Here is an 18,835-nt window from a genome sequence, read left to right on the forward strand (position 1 = left end):
GCGCGGGGAGCTGCGCGCGCGGCCCCCTGCGGCCCGCAGACGAAGAATCAACCCGTCCCCGCCGAAGCCCGACGCAGTGCAGCGCAGCTCACAGTCCAGGGTTCGGGACTGCCCGCCACCAGGCGGTTACCGACGGCACAATGGGAGTCATGCCCATACCCAGCCGTGCCGCGCTCGTCGACCACCTCGTACGCACCCGCATCGCGGGCGATGTCGCCACTCCCCGCGAGAACAACCTCAGCCACTACCGGAAGCTCGCGAACGGCGACCGCCACTACTGGCTGGGCCTGGAGCTCGGCGACCGCTGGACCGACGAGCAGGACGTCCTCGCGGTGATGGCCGAGCGGTGCGGCGTCATCGACGACGACGCGTTCCGGCACGGGCAGGACACCATCGACCCTGAGCTGACGGTCGACGCCCTGGAGCGGATGGCGGCGCGCCTGCGCAAGGCGGCGGCCGGCAAGGAGCGGGTCCTCTTCGCCACCGGCCACCCCGGGGGTCTGCTCGACGTGCACCGCGCGACCGCGGCCGCCCTGCGCGCGGCGGGCTGCGAGATCGTCGTCATCCCGGAGGGCCTGACCGCCGACGAGGGCATGGTCTTCCAGTTCGCGGACGTGGCGGTCCTGGAGCGCGGCGCGACGCTGTGGCACACGCACTCCCCCGAGCCGATGAACGCGATCCTGGACGGCCTGGAGCGCGCCGGGCGCCCGCTGCCGGACCTGGTCGTCGCCGACCACGGCTGGGCGGGGTGCGCGGGCCAGCGCGGCATCGACTCCGTGGGGTACGCGGACTGCAACGACCCGGCGCTGTTCATCGGCGAGGCCGAGGGCACCCTCCAGGTGACGGTCCCGCTGGACGACCACGTCACGAGCCCGCGGTACTACGACCCGATGACGGCCTACCTCCTGGACGCCGCAGGCCTCTCGCCGCAGGCCTGAGCCGAGCCCGCGTCACGGCCACGGGCTGAGCCCTTCCTCGCGCCGCTGGGCGTACCCCGGTGTGGGGTCCAGATAGACCCGCCGTACGCCGGGGAAGCGCTCGCGCAGCCGCCGCTCGGCCTGTTCGCAGGCCCACTCGATCTGCGCCGCCGTGGAGGCGTCGCGGAAGTCGACCTTGGCGGCGACGAGCGCCTCGCGCGGGCCCTGGAGCAGCGTGGTCAGCTCCAGGACGGCCTCGATGTGCTCGGAGGCCAGGAGTTCGGCGCGGATCTCCTCGCGCATCGGCTTGGGCAGCGGCCGCCCGATGAGCAGCTGGGCGTTGCTGCGGCCGAGCACCCAGGCCACGTACAGGAGCAGCGCGCCGATGCAGAGCGAGGCCACGCCGTCCCAGACGCCGGATCCGGTGAGCTGCCCGCCGAGCAGCCCGCCCGCGGCGAGCACGAGACCGGCCAGGGCGGCGGAGTCCTCCAGGACGACGGCCTTCACGGCGGTGTCGGGCGTGTGGCGCAGATAGCGCCCGAAGGACGCCCCGTAGCGCGTGGCCTCGCCGCGCGCCTGCCGGACGCCGGTGCGCAGCGAGTAGCCCTCCAGGAGGAAGGCGATGGCGAGCACGATGTAAGAGATGAGCGGGTCGCCCAGTTCCTCGCCCGCGACCAGCGTGTGGATGCCGTCGTAGAGCGAGAAGACGGCGCCGCCGACGAAGGTGGCGACGGCGGCGAGCATCGCCCAGATGTAGCGCTCGGGGCCGTAGCCGAGGGGGTGGTCCTCGTCGGCGGGCTTCTCGCTGCGTTTCAGGGCGGTGAGGAGCAGCACCTCGGTGACGGTGTCGGCCAGGGAGTGCGCCGCCTCGGAGAGCATCGCGCTGGACCCGCTGATGACACCGGCGACGGCCTTGGCGATGGCGATACCGAGGTTGGCGACGGCGGCGACGATGACGGTGAAGGTGCTTTCGCCGCCGCCCTCGGGCGGCTCGGGCTGGCTGCTGTCGACCGGCTCACTCATGTATCGGACCGTATGTCCGATCACCGGGGAACGCGAACGACGCCTTCCTGGATCACGGTCACCGCGAGCTGCCCGTCCTGCGTCCAGATCCGCGCCTGGCCGAGTCCGCGCCCGCCGGAGGCCGACGGCGACTCCTGGTCGTACAGGAGCCATTCGTCCGCCCGGAAGGGGCGGTGGAACCACATGGCGTGGTCGAGCGAGGCGCCGACGACGTCGCCGACCGCCCAGCCGCCCCGGCCGTGCGCGAGCAGCACCGAGTCGAGCAGCGTCATGTCGGAGACGTACGTGGCCAGGCAGACGTGCAGCAGGGAGTCGACCGTGTGGTGGGCGTACTCGTCGAGCTTGCCGTTCGTGCGGAACCACACCTGGGAGCGCGGTTCGCGCGGCTGCCCGACCGTGGCCCACGGGGGCGCGTCCACGTACCGCAGGTCGACGGCCGCGCGGGCCTCGATGAGGCGCTCGGCGACGTGCTGCGGCAGATGGCGGGGCAGCATCTCGGCGGCGGTCGGGAGCGTCTCGGGGTCCGGGGCGGACGGCATGCCCGTCTGGTGCTCCAGGCCCTCCTCGTACGTCTGGAAGGACGCGGAGAGGTGGAATATCGGCTGGCCGTGCTGGACGGCCACGACGCGGCGCGTGGTGAAGGAGCGGCCGTCGCGGATCCGGTCGACGGTGTAGACGATCGGGACGCCCGGGTCCCCCGCGCGCAGGAAGTACGCGTGCAGGGAGTGGGCCGGCCGCGCGGCGGGGACCGTGCGGCCCGCGGCCACCAGCGCCTGGGCGGCCACCTGGCCGCCGAAGACGCGCGGGACGAGCGCCGAACGGCTCTCGCCCCGGAATATGTCCTCCTCGATCTGCTCCAGGTCGAGCAGATCGAGGAGGGACTCAAGTGCCTGGTTCATGAATGCAGTTCTACAGGGCGATCTTTACAGGCCCATGTTCTTGGCGATGATCATCTTCATGACCTCGCTGGTGCCGCCGTAGATGCGGTTGACGCGGTTGTCCGCGTACAGGCGGGCGATGGGGTACTCGTTCATGAAGCCGTAGCCGCCGTGGAGCTGGAGGCACTTGTCGATCACGCGGTGCGCGACCTCGGTGTTGAACAGCTTCGCGGAGGCGGCCTCGGCGGCGGTCAGCTCACCGGCGTCCAGGGCCTCCAGGGCGCGGTCGGCGACGGCCTCGGCGGCGTCCACCTCGGCCTGGCAGGCGGCCAGCTCGAACTTGGTGTTCTGGAAGGAGGCGACCGTCTTGCCGAAGACCGTGCGGTCCTGGACGTACTCCTTGGCGAACCGGACGGCGGCCTTGGCCTGCGCGTACGCGCCGTAGGCGATGCCCCAGCGCTCGGAGGGGAGGTTGCTCCCGAGGTAGTAGAAGCCCTTGTTCTCCTCGCCGAGGAGGTCCTCGACGGGGACCTTGACGTCGACGAACGCCAGCTCGGCGGTGTCGGAGGTCTTCAGGCCGAGCTTGTCGAGCTTGCGCCCGATGGAGTAGCCCTCGGACTTGGTGTCCACGGCGAAGAGGGAGATGCCGAAGCGGCGGTCCTCGGCGGTGGGCGCCGACGTGCGGGCGCAGACGATCACGCGGTCGGCGTGCACGCCGCCGGTGATGAAGGTCTTGGAGCCGTTGAGGACGTAGTGCGTGCCGTCCTCGGAGAGCTTGGCCGTGCTCTTCATGCCCGCGAGGTCGGAGCCGGTGCCCGGCTCGGTCATCGCCAGGGCCCACATCTCCTCGGCGGAGACGAACTTCTCGAGGTAGCGCTTCTTCTGCTCGTCGGTGGCGAGCGCCTTGATGTACGGCAGGGCGAGCAGCACGTGGACGCCGGAGCCGCCGAAGGTGACGCCCGCGCGGGCGGTCTCCTCGTACTGGACGGCCTCGAACTTGTGCGTCTCCAGGCCGGCGCCGCCGAACTCCTCGGGGACATTGATGCCGAAGAGGCCGAGCTCGGCCAGCTTGTAGTAGAACTCGCGCGGCACCTGACCCGCGGCGAACCACTCGTCGTGGACGGGGACGACCTCGGCCTCGATGAAGGCGCGCAGGGTCTCCCGGAACGCCTCGTGGTCCTCATTGAAAACGGTACGGCGCACGGAGAACTCCTTCGATACGGCACCAGGCTCGACCAAGCGCGACAAGACTAAGCGCTTGCTCAGACGAACGTTACCCGCCGGTCACTGGACCGTCCAGAGATACGCCCTGTCGCTCCCGTCACGCCGCGGCGGCGGCGAAGGCCCCGCGCGCCAGGCCGTGCAGCAGCTGCGCCATGGCCGCGCGACTGGGCAGCGCGTCGCGCCGGCTCAGGTGCGGCGTGGAGTTGAGCAGCCCGAAGACGGCGTGCACGGAGACACGGGCCGCGTTCTCGGCGAGGTCCGGATAGACCGTGCGCACGACGTCGACCCAGATCTCCACGTACTGCCGCTGGAGCTGGCGGACCAGCTTGCGGTCGGCGTCCCTGAGGCGGTCGAGCTCACGGTCGTGCAGGGTGATCAGGGAGCGGTCGTCCAGGGCGAAGTCGATGTGCCCCTCGATGAGCGCGTCGAGCACCTGCCGCGGCGACCCGTCCGCCTCGGCCACGCAGCGCTTGCCGCCCGTCAGGAGCTGCCCGCTGATGCCCACGAGCAGCTCGGCGAGCATCGCGTCCTTGCCCGCGAAGTGGCGGTAGAGCCCGGGTCCGCTGATGCCGACCGCGGCTCCTATCTCGTCCACGCCCACGCCGTGGAAGCCGCGCTCGGCGAAGAGCCTGGCGGCTTCCCTGAGGATCTGCTCGCGACGGGTGGGGGCGTCGGTTCTGGTGGCCATGGAATCAATTCTAGACAGGGTGGTTAGCGCTCGTTAACCTGAACGAAACGCGTTAACGCTCATTAACCACCGAGCGGGACCGCGCCCATCGAGTGGACCGAGCAAGGGGGCTCGACTGATGCAGCCGGCACCAGTCCTTGCGAGCGCGGCCGATCCCGCGTCGCAGACCTGGCGGACGAACGAAGCGGGGCACCGCGCCCTCGTGGACGACCTGCGGGCCAAGCTCGCGGCGGCCAGGCTCGGCGGCGGTGAGCGGGCCCGCGCCCGGCACGTCGCGCGCGGCAAGCTGCTGCCGCGCGACCGCGTGGACGCCCTGCTCGACCCCGGCTCGCCCTTCCTGGAGCTGGCCCCCCTCGCGGCCGACGGGCTGTACGGCGGCGACGCCCCGGCAGCCGGCGTCATCGCGGGCATCGGCCGGGTCTCCGGGCGCACCTGCGTGATCGTCGCGAACGACGCCACCGTCAAGGGCGGCACGTATTACCCCATGACGGTGAAGAAGCACCTGCGCGCCCAGGAGGTCGCGCTGGAGAACCGCCTCCCCTGTCTGTATCTCGTGGACTCGGGCGGCGCCTTCCTGCCCATGCAGGACGACGTCTTCCCGGACCGCGAGCACTTCGGGCGGATCTTCTACAACCAGGCGCGGATGTCCGGCGCGGGCGTCCCGCAGATCGCCGCCGTCCTCGGCTCCTGCACGGCCGGCGGGGCGTACGTCCCCGCGATGAGCGACGAAGCGGTCATCGTCCGCAATCAAGGGACGATCTTCCTCGGCGGCCCGCCCCTGGTGAAGGCGGCCACCGGCGAGGTCGTGACGGCCGAGGAGCTGGGCGGCGGCGAGGTCCACTCCCGCACCTCCGGCGTGACGGACCACCTCGCGGAGGACGACGCGCACGCCCTGCGCATCGTGCGCACGATCGTCTCCACCCTCCCCGACCGCGGCGAACTCCCCTGGAGCGTGCGCCCGGTGGAGGAGCCGAAGGTCGACCCCCTCGGGCTCTATGGAGCGGTGCCCACGGACTCCCGCACCCCCTATGACGTCCGCGAGGTCATCGCGCGCGTGGTCGACGGCTCCCGCTTCGCCGAGTTCAAGGCGGAGTACGGCCAGACGCTGGTGACCGGCTTCGCCCATCTGCACGGCCACCCGGTCGGCATCGTCGCGAACAACGGCATCCTGTTCTCCGAATCCGCCCAGAAGGGCGCCCACTTCATCGAGCTGTGCGACCAGCGCGGCATCCCCCTGGTCTTCCTCCAGAACATCTCGGGCTTCATGGTCGGCCGGGACTACGAGGCGGGCGGCATCGCCAAGCACGGCGCCAAGATGGTGACCGCGGTGGCCTGCACGCGCGTGCCGAAGCTGACGGTCGTGATCGGCGGTTCGTACGGCGCGGGGAACTACTCGATGTGCGGCCGGGCCTACTCCCCCCGCTTCCTGTGGATGTGGCCGAACGCCAAGATCTCCGTGATGGGCGGCGAGCAGGCCGCCTCGGTCCTCGCGACCGTCAAGCGCGACCAGCTGGAGGGGCGCGGCGAGGAGTGGTCGGCGCAGGACGAGGAGGCCTTCAAGGCCCCGGTCCGCGCACAGTACGAGGAACAGGGCAACGCCTACTACGCCACGGCCCGGCTCTGGGACGACGGCGTGATCGACCCGATGGAGACCCGGCAGGTCCTCGGCCTCGCCCTGACCGCGTGTGCCGAGGCTCCTCTGGGTGAGCCCGGCTTCGGCGTCTTCCGGATGTGAGGGGCCGACGATGAGCGACTTCCAGCAAGGGACCACCCCGGGGAGAGGGACCATGTTCGACACGGTGCTCGTCGCCAACCGCGGCGAGATCGCGGTCCGCGTCATCCGCACGCTGCGCGCGCTCGGCGTCCGCTCGGTCGCGGTGTTCAGCGACGCGGACGCCGACGCCCGGCACGTCCGCGAGGCGGACACGGCCGTGCGGCTCGGTCCCGCACCGGCCACCGAGAGCTATCTGTCCGCCGAGCGCATCCTGGAGGCGGCGGCCAGGTCCGGCGCCCAGGCGGTCCACCCGGGCTATGGCTTCCTGGCCGAGAACGCCGAGTTCGCGCACGCCTGCGCGGCGGCCGGCCTCACGTTCATCGGCCCGCCCGCCGAGGCCATCTCCCTGATGGGCGACAAGATCCGCGCCAAGGAGACGGTCGAGGCGGCCGGGGTCCCGGTGGTCCCCGGCTCGTCGGGCAGCGGCCTGACCGACGCCCAACTGGCCGACGCCGCGCGCGAGATCGGCATGCCGGTGCTGCTCAAGCCCTCGGCGGGCGGCGGCGGCAAGGGCATGCGCCTGGTGCGCGACGCCGCCCTCCTCGCGGACGAGATCGCCGCCGCGCGGCGCGAGGCCCGGTCCTCCTTCGGCGACGACACGCTGCTCGTGGAGCGGTGGATCGACCGCCCCCGGCACATCGAGATCCAGGTCCTCGCGGACGGCCACGGGAACGTCATCCACCTCGGGGAGCGCGAGTGCTCGCTCCAGCGCCGCCACCAGAAGATCATCGAGGAGGCGCCCAGCGTCCTGCTCGACGAGGCCACGCGCGCGTCGATGGGCGAGGCCGCGGTCCAGGCGGCGCGCTCCTGCGGCTATGCGGGCGCGGGCACGGTGGAGTTCATCGTCCCGGGCAAGGACCCCGCCTCGTACTACTTCATGGAGATGAACACCCGCCTCCAGGTCGAGCACCCGGTGACGGAGCTGATCACCGGCATCGACCTGGTGGAGTGGCAGCTGCGGGTCGCCGCGGGCGAGCACCTGCCCTTCGGCCAGCAGGACATCACGCTGACCGGCCACGCGATCGAGGCCCGCGTCTGCGCCGAGGACCCCTCGCGCGGCTTCCTGCCCTCGGGCGGCACGGTCCTCGCGCTGCACGAGCCGCAGGGCGACGGCGTGCGCACCGACTCCGGCCTGAGCGAGGGCACGGAGATCGGCAGCCTGTACGACCCGATGCTGTCGAAGGTCATCGCGTTCGGCCCCGACCGCCCCACCGCCCTGCGCAAGCTGCGGGCCGCCCTCGCCGGGACGGTCACCCTGGGCGTGCCGACCAACGCGGGGTTCCTGCGCAGGCTCCTGGCCCACCCCGCGGTGGTCTCCGGGGAGCTGGACACGGGCCTCGTGGAGCGCGAGGCGGAGGGCCTGGTCCCCCAGGGCGTGCCCGACGAGGTGTACGAAGCGGCGGCAGCGCTCCGCACCGCCGCCCTCGAACCCACCGGTGACGGCTGGCGCGACCCCTTCGCGGAGCCGAAGGGCTGGCGCCTGGGCGGCACCCCGGCCCCGCTCACGCACCACCTGCGCGTCCCGGGCCACGACCCGGTCGCGCACGTCGCGGGCCCCGGTCCGCGCACGGTGGAGCCCGGCCGCGTCACGGTCCACGTGGACGGCCTGACCCACACCTTCCACCGCGCCGCCGACTGGCTGGGCCGGGACGGCGACGCCTGGCACGTCCAGGACTTCGACCCCGTGGCCGCCAGTCTCACCGGAGCCGCCCACAGCGGGGCCGACGCCCTCACGGCCCCCATGCCGGGCACGGTCACGGTGGTGAAGGTGGCCACCGGCGACCACGTCACGCAGGGGCAGAGCCTCCTCGTGGTGGAGGCCATGAAGATGGAGCACGTCATCTCCGCCCCGCACGCGGGCACCGTCAGCGAGCTCGACGTCACCCCGGGATCGACCGTCGCCATGGACCAGATCCTGGCCGTGGTGGTCCCCGACGAGGCCGAGGGAGACACGGAATGACCACCGCCGCACGGCCGGACGGCCTCCCCATGACCGTCCCCGCCCAGGACCTCCCGCCCCGCGTCCGTATCCACGAGGTGGGCGCGCGGGACGGCCTCCAGAACGAGAAAGCGGTCGTCCCCACCGAGGTGAAGGCGGAGTTCATCCGCCGCCTGGCCGCCGCGGGCCTGACGACCGTCGAGGCGACCAGCTTCGTGCACCCCAAGTGGGTGCCCCAACTGGCCGACTCCGAGCAGCTGTTCCCGCTCGTGCGGGACCTCGCGCGGGACGGCGGCGTCCAGCTCCCCGTCCTCGTGCCGAACGACCGCGGCCTGGACCGGGCCCTGGCGCTCGGCGCCCGCGGCATCGCCGTGTTCGTCAGCGCCACGGAGTCCTTCGCCAAGGCCAACCTCAACCGCACGCTGGCCGAGGCGCTCGCCATGTCGGAGCCGGTCGTGGCGCGCGCACGCGAGCAGAAGGTGCACGTGCGGGGCTATCTCTCCATGTGCTTCGGCGACCCGTGGGAGGGAGCGGTGCCCGTCGCCCAGGTCGTGCGCACCGCGAAGTCCCTGCTGGACATGGGCTGCGAGGAGCTGAGCCTCGGCGACACCATCGGCGTGGCCACCCCGGGGCACGTCCTCGCCCTCCTGGCCGCGCTGAACGAAGCGGGCGTGCCCACGGACCGCATCGGCGTGCACTTCCACGACACGTACGGCCAGGCCCTTTCGAACACCCTCGCCGCCCTCCAGCACGGCGTGCGCACGGTCGACGCGTCGGCGGGCGGCCTGGGCGGCTGCCCGTACGCGAAGAGCGCCACCGGGAACCTCGCCACCGAAGACCTCGTGTGGATGCTCGACGGCCTCGGCATCGAGACCGGCGTCGATCTCGGCCTTCTCACCGCCACCAGCGCTTGGATGGCCGAACAACTGGGCCGACCCAGCCCGTCCCGCACCGTCCGTGCCCTGACGGGCACCTCCCACCAGGAGCAGTGAAGAACGATGGACCACCGTCTGTCCCCCGAGCACGAGGAACTCCGCCGCACGGTCGAGGAGTTCGCGCACGAGGTCGTCGCCCCGAAGATCGGCGACCTCTACGAACGCCACGAGTTCCCGTACGAGATCGTCCGTGAGATGGGCCGCATGGGCCTGTTCGGCCTCCCCTTCCCCGAGGAGTACGGCGGCATGGGCGGCGACTACCTCGCCCTCGGCATCGCCCTGGAGGAGCTGGCCCGGGTCGACTCCTCGGTGGCGATCACCCTGGAGGCGGGCGTCTCGCTCGGCGCCATGCCGATCCACCTCTTCGGCACGGACGAGCAGAAGCGCGAGTGGCTGCCCCGGCTCTGCTCCGGTGAACTCCTGGGCGCCTTCGGCCTGACCGAGCCGGACGGCGGCTCGGACGCGGGCGGCACCCGCACCACCGCGGTGCGGGACGGCGACGAGTGGGTGATCAACGGCTCCAAGTGCTTCATCACGAACTCCGGCACGGACATCACGGGCCTGGTCACGGTCACCGCCGTCACCGGCCGCAAGGCGGACGGCCGTCCGCTCATCTCCTCGATCATCGTGCCGTCCGGAACCCCCGGGTTCACGGTCGCCGCCCCGTACTCGAAGGTGGGCTGGAACGCCTCGGACACCCGCGAGCTGTCCTTCGCCGACGTACGGGTGCCGGCGGCGAACCTCCTGGGCGAAGAGGGCCGCGGGTACGCCCAGTTCCTGCGGATCCTGGACGAGGGCCGGGTCGCGATCTCCGCGCTCGCGACGGGCCTCGCGCAGGGCTGCGTGGACGAGTCCGTGAAGTACGCCAAGGAGCGGCACGCCTTCGGCAAGCCGATCGGGGCGAACCAAGCGATCCAGTTCAAGATCGCCGACATGGAGACGCGGGCGCACATGGCCCGCGTCGGGTGGCGGGACGCCGCCTCGCGCCTGGTCGGCGGGGAGCCCTTCAAGAAGGAGGCGGCGATCGCGAAGCTGTACTCCTCCACGGTCGCCGTCGACAACGCGCGCGAGGCCACCCAGATCCACGGCGGGTACGGCTTCATGAACGAGTATCCGGTGGCCCGCATGTGGCGGGACTCCAAGATCCTGGAGATCGGCGAGGGCACCAGCGAGGTGCAGCGCATGCTGATCGCCAGGGAACTGGGATTCGCGGGATAACCACGCCCGCACCGGGGAAGGCGACCGCGGAGCCGCTGGACGCCGGTGATCTCTGGAAGCCAGGGATCACCGGGCGCCGGGCGTCACCGGACACCCGGGGGCCACTGGACATCGCCTTAGGTTAGGTTAACCTAAGCGCTAGTTCCGGCCAGTGGCCCCGCCGCGCCGCCGTCCTCACGAAAGCAGAGACCCTCATATGTCCCACGCCCGCTTCCCTCAGCCCTCCCGCCGCGGCATCCTCGCCGCAGGCGGCGCCCTCGGCCTCACGGCCCTGCTGGCAGCCTGCGGTGACGAGAAGAAGAGCGGCTCGGGCGAGGCGGACGCCGGCAGCTCCGGCCCCTGGAGCTTCAAGGACGACCGCGGCACGACCGCCAAGGCCAAGGGCACCCCGAAGAACATCGTCGCCTTCACCGGCGTCGCCGCCGCCCTGTTCGACTACGGCATCGAGGTCAAGGGCGTCTTCGGCCCGACGAAGACCAAGGACGGCAAGGCCGATGTCCAGGCCGGCGACATGGACGTCAGCAAGGTGACGATCCTGGGCAACGAATGGGGCAAGTTCAACATCGAGAAGTACGCGGGCCTCGCCCCCGACCTCCTCGTCTCCACGATGTTCGACACCGCGGGCACCCTGTGGTCCGTCCCCGAGGACAGCAAGGACAAGATCCTCAAGCTCGCCCCGAGCGTCGGCATCAGCGTCTACGACCGCCAGATGACCCAGCCCCTCCAGCGCCTCCTCGCGCTCGCCGAGTCGCTCGGCGCGGACGTGAAGGCCGAGAAGGTCGTCAAGGCGAAGAAGCGCTTCGAGGCCGCCGCCGAGCGGCTGCGCAAGGTCGCCAAGGCGAACAAGGACATCAAGGTCCTCGTCGGCTCCGCGAGCCAGGACATCTTCTACGTCTCCGGCACGAACCTCTCCGCGGACCTGGAGTACTTCAAGTCCCTCGGCGTGAACTTCGTCGAGCCGTCCGAGGGCGCCAAGAAGGCGAGCGGCGGCTGGTTCGAGAACCTGAGCTGGGAGAACGTCAACAAGCACGCCGCGGACATCATCATGATGGACAACCGCACGGCCACCATCCAGCCCGCCGACATCGAGAAGCCGACCTGGGCGAAGCTGCCCGCGGTCAAGGCCGGCCAGGTCATCCCCCGCGTCACCGAGCCCATCTACTCGTACGACAAGTGCGCCCCGATCCTCGAGGACCTCGCCGACGCGATCGAGAAGGCCAAGAAGGTCAGCTGACACCGGCAGACCCCCGCGCCCGACGGCAGCCCTCTCCGCATTCCGGAGAGGGCTGTTCCGTTTTTCTGGCTCCCCGTGACGGATGTGACCCCCTGGGTTTAACCCACAGGGGAGTTAGGTTAGGCTTACCTCACTTCCCCCAAGTCCCCTCACCCAGAGGAAGTTCATGCGCTCGCACCTGCTCAACGACACCACCGCGGAGCGTTACCGAAGCTCCGTGACCGAAGGAGTCGAGCGGGTGGCGGCCAGAATCGCCACCACCTCCCGCCCTTTCACCGGCATCTCCGTCGACGAACTCGCGCCCCGCATCGAGGCCGTCGACCTGGACGAGCCCCTGCACGACACCATCGCCGCCCTGGACGAGCTCGACGAGCTCTACCTGCGCGACGCCGTGTACTTCCACCACCCGCGCTACCTCGCCCACCTCAACTGCCCGGTGGTCATACCGGCCGTGCTCGGCGAAGCGGTGCTCTCCGCGGTCAACTCTTCCCTCGACACGTGGGATCAGTCCGCCGGCGGCACACTGATCGAACGCCGTCTCATCGACTGGACCGCCGGACGCATCGGGCTCGGCCCGGCCGCCGACGGCGTGTTCACCAGCGGCGGCTCCCAGTCCAACCTCCAGGCGATGCTGCTCGCCCGCGAGGAAGCGGCCAAAGCGGGCGAGCCCGCCGACAAACTGCGCATCTTCGCCTCCGAGGTCGGCCACTTCAGCATCCAGAAGGCCGCGACCCTGCTCGGCCTCGGCGAGGACGCCGTGATCGTCATCCCCACCGATCACGACAAGCGCATGCAGACCGTGGCACTCGCCCGCGAGCTGGAGCGCTGCCGCGACAGCGGCCTCATCCCCATGGCGGTCGTCGCCACGGCGGGCACCACCGACTTCGGCTCCATCGACCCGCTCCCCGAGATCGCCGAACTCTGCGGGCAGTTCACCACCTGGATGCACGTCGACGCGGCGTACGGCTGCGGTCTGCTCGCCTCGCGCAAGAACCGCGACCGCATCGACGGCATCGACCGCGCCGACTCTGTGACCGTCGACTACCACAAGTCCTTCTTCCAGCCGGTGAGTTCCTCCGCCGTCCTGGTGCGGGACCGGTCGACGCTGAGCCACGCCACGTACCACGCGGAGTACCTCAACCCGCGCCGCATGGTGCAGGAGCGCATCCCCAACCAGGTCGACAAGTCCCTCCAGACCACGCGCCGCTTCGACGCCCTGAAGCTGTGGATGACCCTGCGCGTGATGGGCGCCGACGCCATCGGCGAACTCTTCGACTCCGTCTGCGACCTGGCGGGCGAAGGCTGGGAACTGCTCGCCGCCGACCCCCGCTACGACGTCGTCGTGCGGCCGCAGCTCTCCACGCTCGTCTTCCGCTACATCCCGGAATCGATCTGCGACCCGTCCGCGATCGACCGCGCCAACCTCTACGCCCGCAAGGCGCTGTTCGCCTCCGGTGACGCCGTCGTCGCGGGCACCAAGGTCGGCGAACGCCAGTACCTCAAGTTCACCCTGCTCAACCCCGAGACCACCGTCGCCGACATGACGGCCGTCCTCGATCTGATCGCCGGCCACGCCGAGCAGTACCTGGGAGAGACCCTTGACCGCGCTTCCTGATCGCCGCGAGCCACTGGAACCGATGGAACCCCTGGACTTCATCGGCATCGGCCTCGGCCCCTTCAACCTCGGCCTCGCCTGTCTGACCGAACCCATCGACGAGCTCAGCGGCCTGTTCCTGGAGTCCAAGCCGGACTTCGAGTGGCACTCGGGCATGTTCCTGGAGGGCGCCCACCTCCAGACCCCGTTCATGTCGGACCTCGTCACCCTCGCGGACCCCACGTCCCCCTACTCCTTCCTCAACTACCTGAAGGAAGCGGGGCGGCTGTACTCCTTCTACATCCGCGAGAACTTCTATCCCCTGCGCACCGAGTACAACGACTACTGCCGCTGGGCCGCCGCGAAACTCTCCTCGGTCCGCTTCAGCACGACGGTCACCGAGGTGACGTACGCGGACGAGCTGTACGTCGTCCACACCAGCACCGGTGACACCTTCCGCGCCCGCCACCTCGTCCTCGGCACCGGCACCCCGCCGCACATCCCCGAGTCGTGCGCGGACCTCGGCGGGGACTTCATCCACAACTCCCGCTACCTCCAGTCCAAGCAGGAGCTCCAGCGCAAGGAGTCGATCACGCTCGTCGGCAGCGGCCAGTCCGCCGCCGAGATCTACTACGACCTCCTGAGCGAGATCGACGTCCACGGCTACCGGCTCAACTGGGTGACGCGCTCCCCGCGCTTCTTCCCGCTGGAGTACACCAAGCTGACGCTGGAGATGACCTCCCCGGAGTACGTCGACTACTTCCACGAGCTGCCGGAAGCGACCCGCTACCGCCTCCAGGACCAGCAGAAGACGCTCTTCAAGGGCATCGACGGCGACCTGATCAACGAGATATTCGATCTCCTCTACCAGAAGAACCTCGGCGGCCCGGTCCCGACGCGGCTGCTCACCAACTCCTCGCTCCAGAGCGCCCGTCACGAAGACGGCACCTACACCCTCGGCCTGCGCCAGGACGAGCAGGGCAAGGACTTCGAGCTGACCTCCGAGGGCCTGATCCTGGCCACCGGCTACCAGTACGTCACGCCCGACTTCCTGGAGCCCGTGCGCGACCGGATCCGCTGGGACGGCCGGGGCCGCTTCGAGGTCGCCCGCAACTACTCGATCGACACCACGGGCCGCGGCATCTTCCTCCAGAACGGCGCCGTGCACGCCCACTCGCTCACCAGCCCGGACCTGGGCATGGGCCCGTACCGCAACGCGTACATCATCGGTGAGCTGCTCGGCGCCGAGTACTACCCCGTCGAGAAGTCCATCGCGTTCCAGGAGTTCGCCGTATGACCACCACCCCGGAGCTGAGCCTCCGCCCCCTGGACCCCCTGAAGGACGCCGAGCTCCTGCACGGCTGGGTCACCCACCCCAAGGCCTCGTTCTGGATGATGCAGGACGCCACGCTGCCGGACGTCGAGCGCGAGTACATGGCGATCGCCGCCCACGAGCACCACGACGCGTTCATCGGCCTGCACCGAGGCGTCCCCGCCTTCCTGATGGAGCGCTACGACCCCAGACACGTCGAACTGGTCGGGCTCTACGAACCCGAACCCGGCGACGTGGGCATGCACTTCTTGACCGCGCCCTCCGACGTCCGCATCCCCGGCTTCACCCGGGACGTGATCACCAAGGTCATGGAGACGCTCTTCGCCGACCCGGCGACCCGGCGCGTGGTCGTCGAACCCGACGTCGACAACACGGCCGTGCACGCCCTCAACGAAGCCGTCGGGTTCCGCCCGGCCGAAGTCATCCAGAAGCCGGAGAAGAAGGCTCTGCTGAGCTTCTGCACCCGCGCTCAGTTCGAAGAAGCAGTACGCGAAAGGGGATCGGCGACATGACCCTGTCCGACGCCACCGCCCACCTGAACCCCGAGCGCTGGGAGCAGGCCAACCGCCTCCTCATCCGCAAGGCCATCGCCGAGTTCTCCCACGAGCGGCTCTTCACCCCGGAGCCCCTGGGCCAGGACACCTACGTCATCCGCAGCGACGACGCCCTGACCCGCTACCGCTTCACCGCCAAACGGCTGCGGCTGGACCACTGGCAGGTCGACGCCGACTCGATATCCCGCCACCGCGACGGCACCGAACTCCCGCTCAACGCACTCGACTTCTTCGTCGAGCTGCGCACGGCCCTCGGCCTGAGCGACGAGATCCTGCCGGTCTACCTGGAGGAGATCTCCTCCACCCTCTCCGGCACCTGCTACAAACTCACCAAGCCCGCGATCCCGGCCGCCGAGCTCTCCCGCTCCGGCTTCCAGGAGATCGAGACGGGCATGACCGAGGGCCACCCCTGCTTCGTCGCCAACAACGGCCGGCTCGGCTTCGGCGTGCACGAGTACCTCTCGTACGCCCCCGAGACCGCGAGCCCCGTACGCCTGGTGTGGCTGGCGGCGAGCAAGGAGCGGGCCGCGTTCACCGCGGGCGCGGGCATCGATGACGAGTCCTTCTTCCGGGCCGAGCTGGGCCAGGAGACCCTGGACCGCTTCGACCGGAAACTCCGCGACCAGGGCCTGGACCCCCAGGACTACCTCCTGATCCCGGCGCACCCCTGGCAGTGGTGGAACAAGCTCTCGGTGACCTTCGCGGCCGAGGTCGCCCAGCGGAACCTGGTCTGCCTGGGCGAGGGCGCGGACGAGTACCTCGCCCAGCAGTCGATCCGTACCTTCTTCAACACCAGCGACCCGGCCAAGCACTACGTCAAAACGGCCCTGTCGGTCATCAACATGGGCTTCATGCGCGGACTCTCCGCCGCGTACATGGAGGCGACCCCGGCGATCAACGACTGGCTCGCGGGCCTCATCGACGGCGACGAGACCCTGAAGTCGACCGGCCTCACGATCATCCGCGAGCGCGCGGCCGTCGGCTACCGCCACCTGGAGTACGAGGCCGCGACCGACCGCTACTCCCCGTACCGCAAAATGCTCGCGGCCCTGTGGCGCGAGAGCCCCGTGCCGTCGCTGGCACCGGGCGAGCAGCTGGCCACGATGGCCTCGCTGCTGCACACCGACCGGGAGGGCGCGTCCTTCGCGGGCGCCCTCATCGAGCGCTCGGGCCTCACCCCGGCCGAGTGGCTGCGCGGCTATCTGCACGCCTATCTGACGCCGCTCCTGCACAGCTTCTACATGTACGACCTCGTGTACATGCCGCACGGCGAGAACGTCATCCTGGTCCTGAAGGACGGCGCCGTACAGCGGGCGATCTTCAAGGACATCGCCGAGGAGATTGCGGTCATGGACCCGGACGCGGTCCTTCCGCCCGCGGTCGAGCGCCTGCGGGTCGAGGTCCCCGACGACCAGAAGCTCCTGTCGATCTTCACCGACGTCTTCGACTGCTTCTTCCGCTTCCTGTCCGCGAACCTCGTCTCCGACGGCCTGGTGGACGAGGAGACGTTCTGGGACGCCGTCGCCGAGTGTGTGACGGCGTATCAGGAGGCGACGCCGCAGCTGGCCGACAAGTTCAAGCAGTACGACATGTTCGCCCCGGAGTTCGCGCGCTCCTGCCTGAACCGGCTCCAGCTGCGGGACAACGAGCAGATGGTGGACCTCGCCGACCCGGCGGGCGCGCTCCAGCTGGTCGGGACGCTGAAGAACCCGATCGCGTAGCCGACCGTCCAACAGCCGAGTGGGGCTCCGGGGACGGTCCCCCGGAGCCCCACTCTCACGTGTTCACAGGGTTACCGCGAGGGCCAGGGCACCTCGGGTGACTTGTAGTACCCGATGCCGAGCGCGTCCCAGCGCGGCCCTTGCTCGGCGAGCCGCCCCTTGTACGCGTTCCAGTCGTGCGTCGACGCGGGCGACCAGCCGAGCTCGGCGATGCCGGGCAGCCGCGGGAACGCCATGTACTCGATGTGCGCGGAGGTCGAGAGCGTCTCCGACCACAGCTCCGCCTCGACGCCCTTGATCGAGTCGGCGGGCGCGCCCGCGAGATACGTGCCGGGGTTCCAGTCGTAGCTGCGCTGCACCGACACGTAACCCGCCCAGGACAGACCGAGCGGGGTGTCCTTGTCGTACTTCATGTCGAGGTAGGAGCGGTCGGCCGGCGAGAGGATCAGCCGGGTGCCCTTCTTCGCCGCGTTCACGACCTGCTCGCGCTCGGCGGCGCCGGTGGCGTCGTAGCCCCAGTACTGCGCGAGGGCGCCCTTGACGGGCGTGGCGCCGGTCAGCTGGTGCCAGCCGACGACGGTCTTGCCGTACTTGGCGACGACCGGCTGGACCTTGTTCATGAACTCCACGTAGTCCTCGTGACTGGTGGAGTGCGCCTCGTCGCCGCCGATGTGGAGGTACTTGCCGGGCGTCAGGGCCGCGATCTCACGGATCACGTCGTCCACGAAGTCGTACGTGACGTCCTTCTTGACGCACAGCGAGCTGAAGCCGACCTCGATGCCGGTGTAGAGCGGGGGCGCCACGCCGTCGCAGTTCAGCTCGGCGTACGAGGCGAGGGCCGCGTTCGTGTGGCCCGGCATGTCGATCTCGGGGATCACCTCGAGCTGCCGTGCCGCGGCGTACGCGACGATGTCCTTGTACTGGGCCTTCGTGTAGTAGCCGCCCTGGCCGCCGCCGACCTGCGTGGAGCCGCCGTACGTGGCGAGCCGGGGCCAGGAGTCGACGGCGATGCGCCAGCCCTGGTCGTCGCTCAGGTGCAGGTGCAGCTTGTTCACCTTGTAGAGCGACATCTGGTCGATGTAGCGCTTGACCTTGTCGACCGAGAAGAAGTGCCGCGACACGTCGAGCATCGCGCCGCGGTGCTCGTAGCGCGGCGTGTCCTTGATGGTGCCGCCCGCGACGAGCCAGGGGCCCTTCTGCCTGGTCTTCTTCTCGGCGGCGGCGGGCAGCTGCTGGCGCAGCGTCTGGACGCCGTAGAAGAGCCCGGCGGGCTTGCGGGCGGTGATGGTGATGGAGCCGCGCCCGGACTCCAGGCGGTATCCCTCGTTCCCCAGGGACGTGTCCTTGCGGTCAAGGCGCAGCCGGATGCCGTCACGGCCCGCGTCGTCGGTGACCTTCAGGGGGAAGCCGGTGGAGGGGCGCAGGATGCCGGCGAGATGGCCACCGATCGCGCGCACGTCCCGCGAGTCGTCGACACGGATGCGGGTCTTGGCGTCGATCTCGTACGGGGATCCGCCCGGGACGGCGGACGCGGGGGCCGGGATGACGCGGCCGAGCGGGGTCGGGGTGGTGGCCGTGGCCGCCTCCTGCGCGCCACCGGCGCCACCGGGCACGGCGCCCACGGACGAGAAGCCGGCCGCGGCGACGAGCAGCAGCGAGCCGAACAAGCGGGTCGATCTGAGGTGCTGTCTCACGAGCGGGTCCCTTCGACGGGCCGTCACTGTGGTGCATCGCAATCGAACGCTCACCATGGGACCCTCGCACCCCGTGGCGGGTCAAGGGTGTAGACCACTTCCACCGGCC

The 18,835-nt window shown here is 70.3% G+C and carries 15 protein-coding genes; 10 read left to right on the forward strand and 5 right to left on the reverse strand.

The genetic code is table 11. From position 1 onward, the window contains the following. Positions 1–149 precede the first annotated feature (149 nt). Entirely contained in the window at positions 150–938 is a 789-nt protein-coding gene (locus QBL25_RS16560; RefSeq protein WP_409057806.1) for a phosphatase, read from the forward strand. Between the two features lie 12 nt (positions 939–950). Here QBL25_RS16560 and QBL25_RS16565 read toward each other — a convergent pair whose 3' ends face one another. From QBL25_RS16565 to QBL25_RS16580, 4 genes are all read right to left on the reverse strand, one after another. After that, positions 951–1,940: a cation diffusion facilitator family transporter gene (locus tag QBL25_RS16565; protein ID WP_409057807.1), complete on the reverse strand. Its 990-nt coding sequence runs from the start codon at positions 1,938–1,940 to the stop codon at positions 951–953. 20 nt (positions 1,941–1,960) lie between these two features. After that, positions 1,961–2,839 carry an acyl-CoA thioesterase gene (locus QBL25_RS16570; RefSeq protein ID WP_409057808.1) on the reverse strand — a complete coding sequence of 293 codons (879 nt, stop codon included), beginning with the start codon at positions 2,837–2,839 and terminating at the stop codon, positions 1,961–1,963. Positions 2,840–2,863: 24 nt separating this feature from the next. After that, positions 2,864–4,021, reverse strand: a complete 1,158-nt coding sequence (locus QBL25_RS16575; protein ID WP_409057809.1) for an acyl-CoA dehydrogenase family protein — start codon at positions 4,019–4,021, stop codon at positions 2,864–2,866. Between the two features lie 118 nt (positions 4,022–4,139). Next, positions 4,140–4,730 (reverse strand): TetR/AcrR family transcriptional regulator, encoded by a 591-nt coding sequence (locus tag QBL25_RS16580; RefSeq protein ID WP_409057810.1) that lies wholly within the window; start codon positions 4,728–4,730, stop codon positions 4,140–4,142. A 118-nt stretch (positions 4,731–4,848) separates the two neighbouring features. Here QBL25_RS16580 and QBL25_RS16585 point away from each other — a divergent pair, with 118 nt between their 5' ends. The 9 genes from QBL25_RS16585 to QBL25_RS16625 all read left to right on the forward strand — a co-directional run bounded on the left by QBL25_RS16585 (position 4,849) and on the right by QBL25_RS16625 (position 17,032). Next, a complete protein-coding gene (locus QBL25_RS16585; RefSeq protein ID WP_409057811.1) occupies positions 4,849–6,465 on the forward strand; it encodes a carboxyl transferase domain-containing protein in 1,617 nt (538 codons plus the stop codon). A 52-nt stretch (positions 6,466–6,517) separates the two neighbouring features. Continuing rightward, complete coding sequence (locus QBL25_RS16590; protein ID WP_409057812.1) at positions 6,518–8,464, forward strand: biotin carboxylase N-terminal domain-containing protein; 1,947 nt, start codon at positions 6,518–6,520, stop codon at positions 8,462–8,464. After that, positions 8,461–9,435: a hydroxymethylglutaryl-CoA lyase gene (locus tag QBL25_RS16595; RefSeq protein WP_409057813.1), complete on the forward strand. Its 975-nt coding sequence runs from the start codon at positions 8,461–8,463 to the stop codon at positions 9,433–9,435. The genes QBL25_RS16590 and QBL25_RS16595 overlap by 4 nt, the downstream gene beginning before the upstream one ends. Before the next feature lie 6 nt (positions 9,436–9,441). After that, positions 9,442–10,596, forward strand: coding sequence for an acyl-CoA dehydrogenase family protein (locus QBL25_RS16600; protein WP_409057814.1), 1,155 nt, complete (start codon positions 9,442–9,444; stop codon positions 10,594–10,596). A 196-nt stretch (positions 10,597–10,792) separates the two neighbouring features. Then, complete coding sequence (locus tag QBL25_RS16605; RefSeq protein ID WP_409057815.1) at positions 10,793–11,830, forward strand: ABC transporter substrate-binding protein; 1,038 nt, start codon at positions 10,793–10,795, stop codon at positions 11,828–11,830. Between the two features lie 166 nt (positions 11,831–11,996). Beyond that, positions 11,997–13,445 (forward strand): pyridoxal phosphate-dependent decarboxylase family protein, encoded by a 1,449-nt coding sequence (locus QBL25_RS16610; RefSeq protein WP_409057816.1) that lies wholly within the window; start codon positions 11,997–11,999, stop codon positions 13,443–13,445. 22 nt (positions 13,446–13,467) lie between these two features. Next, positions 13,468–14,721, forward strand: a complete 1,254-nt coding sequence (locus QBL25_RS16615) for a lysine N(6)-hydroxylase/L-ornithine N(5)-oxygenase family protein (protein WP_409057817.1) — start codon at positions 13,468–13,470, stop codon at positions 14,719–14,721. Continuing rightward, complete coding sequence (locus QBL25_RS16620; RefSeq protein WP_409057818.1) at positions 14,718–15,269, forward strand: GNAT family N-acetyltransferase; 552 nt, start codon at positions 14,718–14,720, stop codon at positions 15,267–15,269. The genes QBL25_RS16615 and QBL25_RS16620 overlap by 4 nt, the downstream gene beginning before the upstream one ends. Continuing rightward, positions 15,266–17,032: an IucA/IucC family protein gene (locus QBL25_RS16625; RefSeq protein WP_409057819.1), complete on the forward strand. Its 1,767-nt coding sequence runs from the start codon at positions 15,266–15,268 to the stop codon at positions 17,030–17,032. The genes QBL25_RS16620 and QBL25_RS16625 overlap by 4 nt, the downstream gene beginning before the upstream one ends. A gap of 71 nt (positions 17,033–17,103) precedes the next feature. Here QBL25_RS16625 and QBL25_RS16630 read toward each other — a convergent pair whose 3' ends face one another. Continuing rightward, positions 17,104–18,726 (reverse strand): beta-N-acetylhexosaminidase, encoded by a 1,623-nt coding sequence (locus QBL25_RS16630; protein WP_409057820.1) that lies wholly within the window; start codon positions 18,724–18,726, stop codon positions 17,104–17,106. Between the last annotated feature and the right edge of the window lie 109 nt (positions 18,727–18,835).

Origin of the sequence: Streptomyces sp. SYP-A7185, from assembly GCF_046103685.1 — a bacterium.
Classification (GTDB): domain Bacteria; phylum Actinomycetota; class Actinomycetes; order Streptomycetales; family Streptomycetaceae; genus Streptomyces.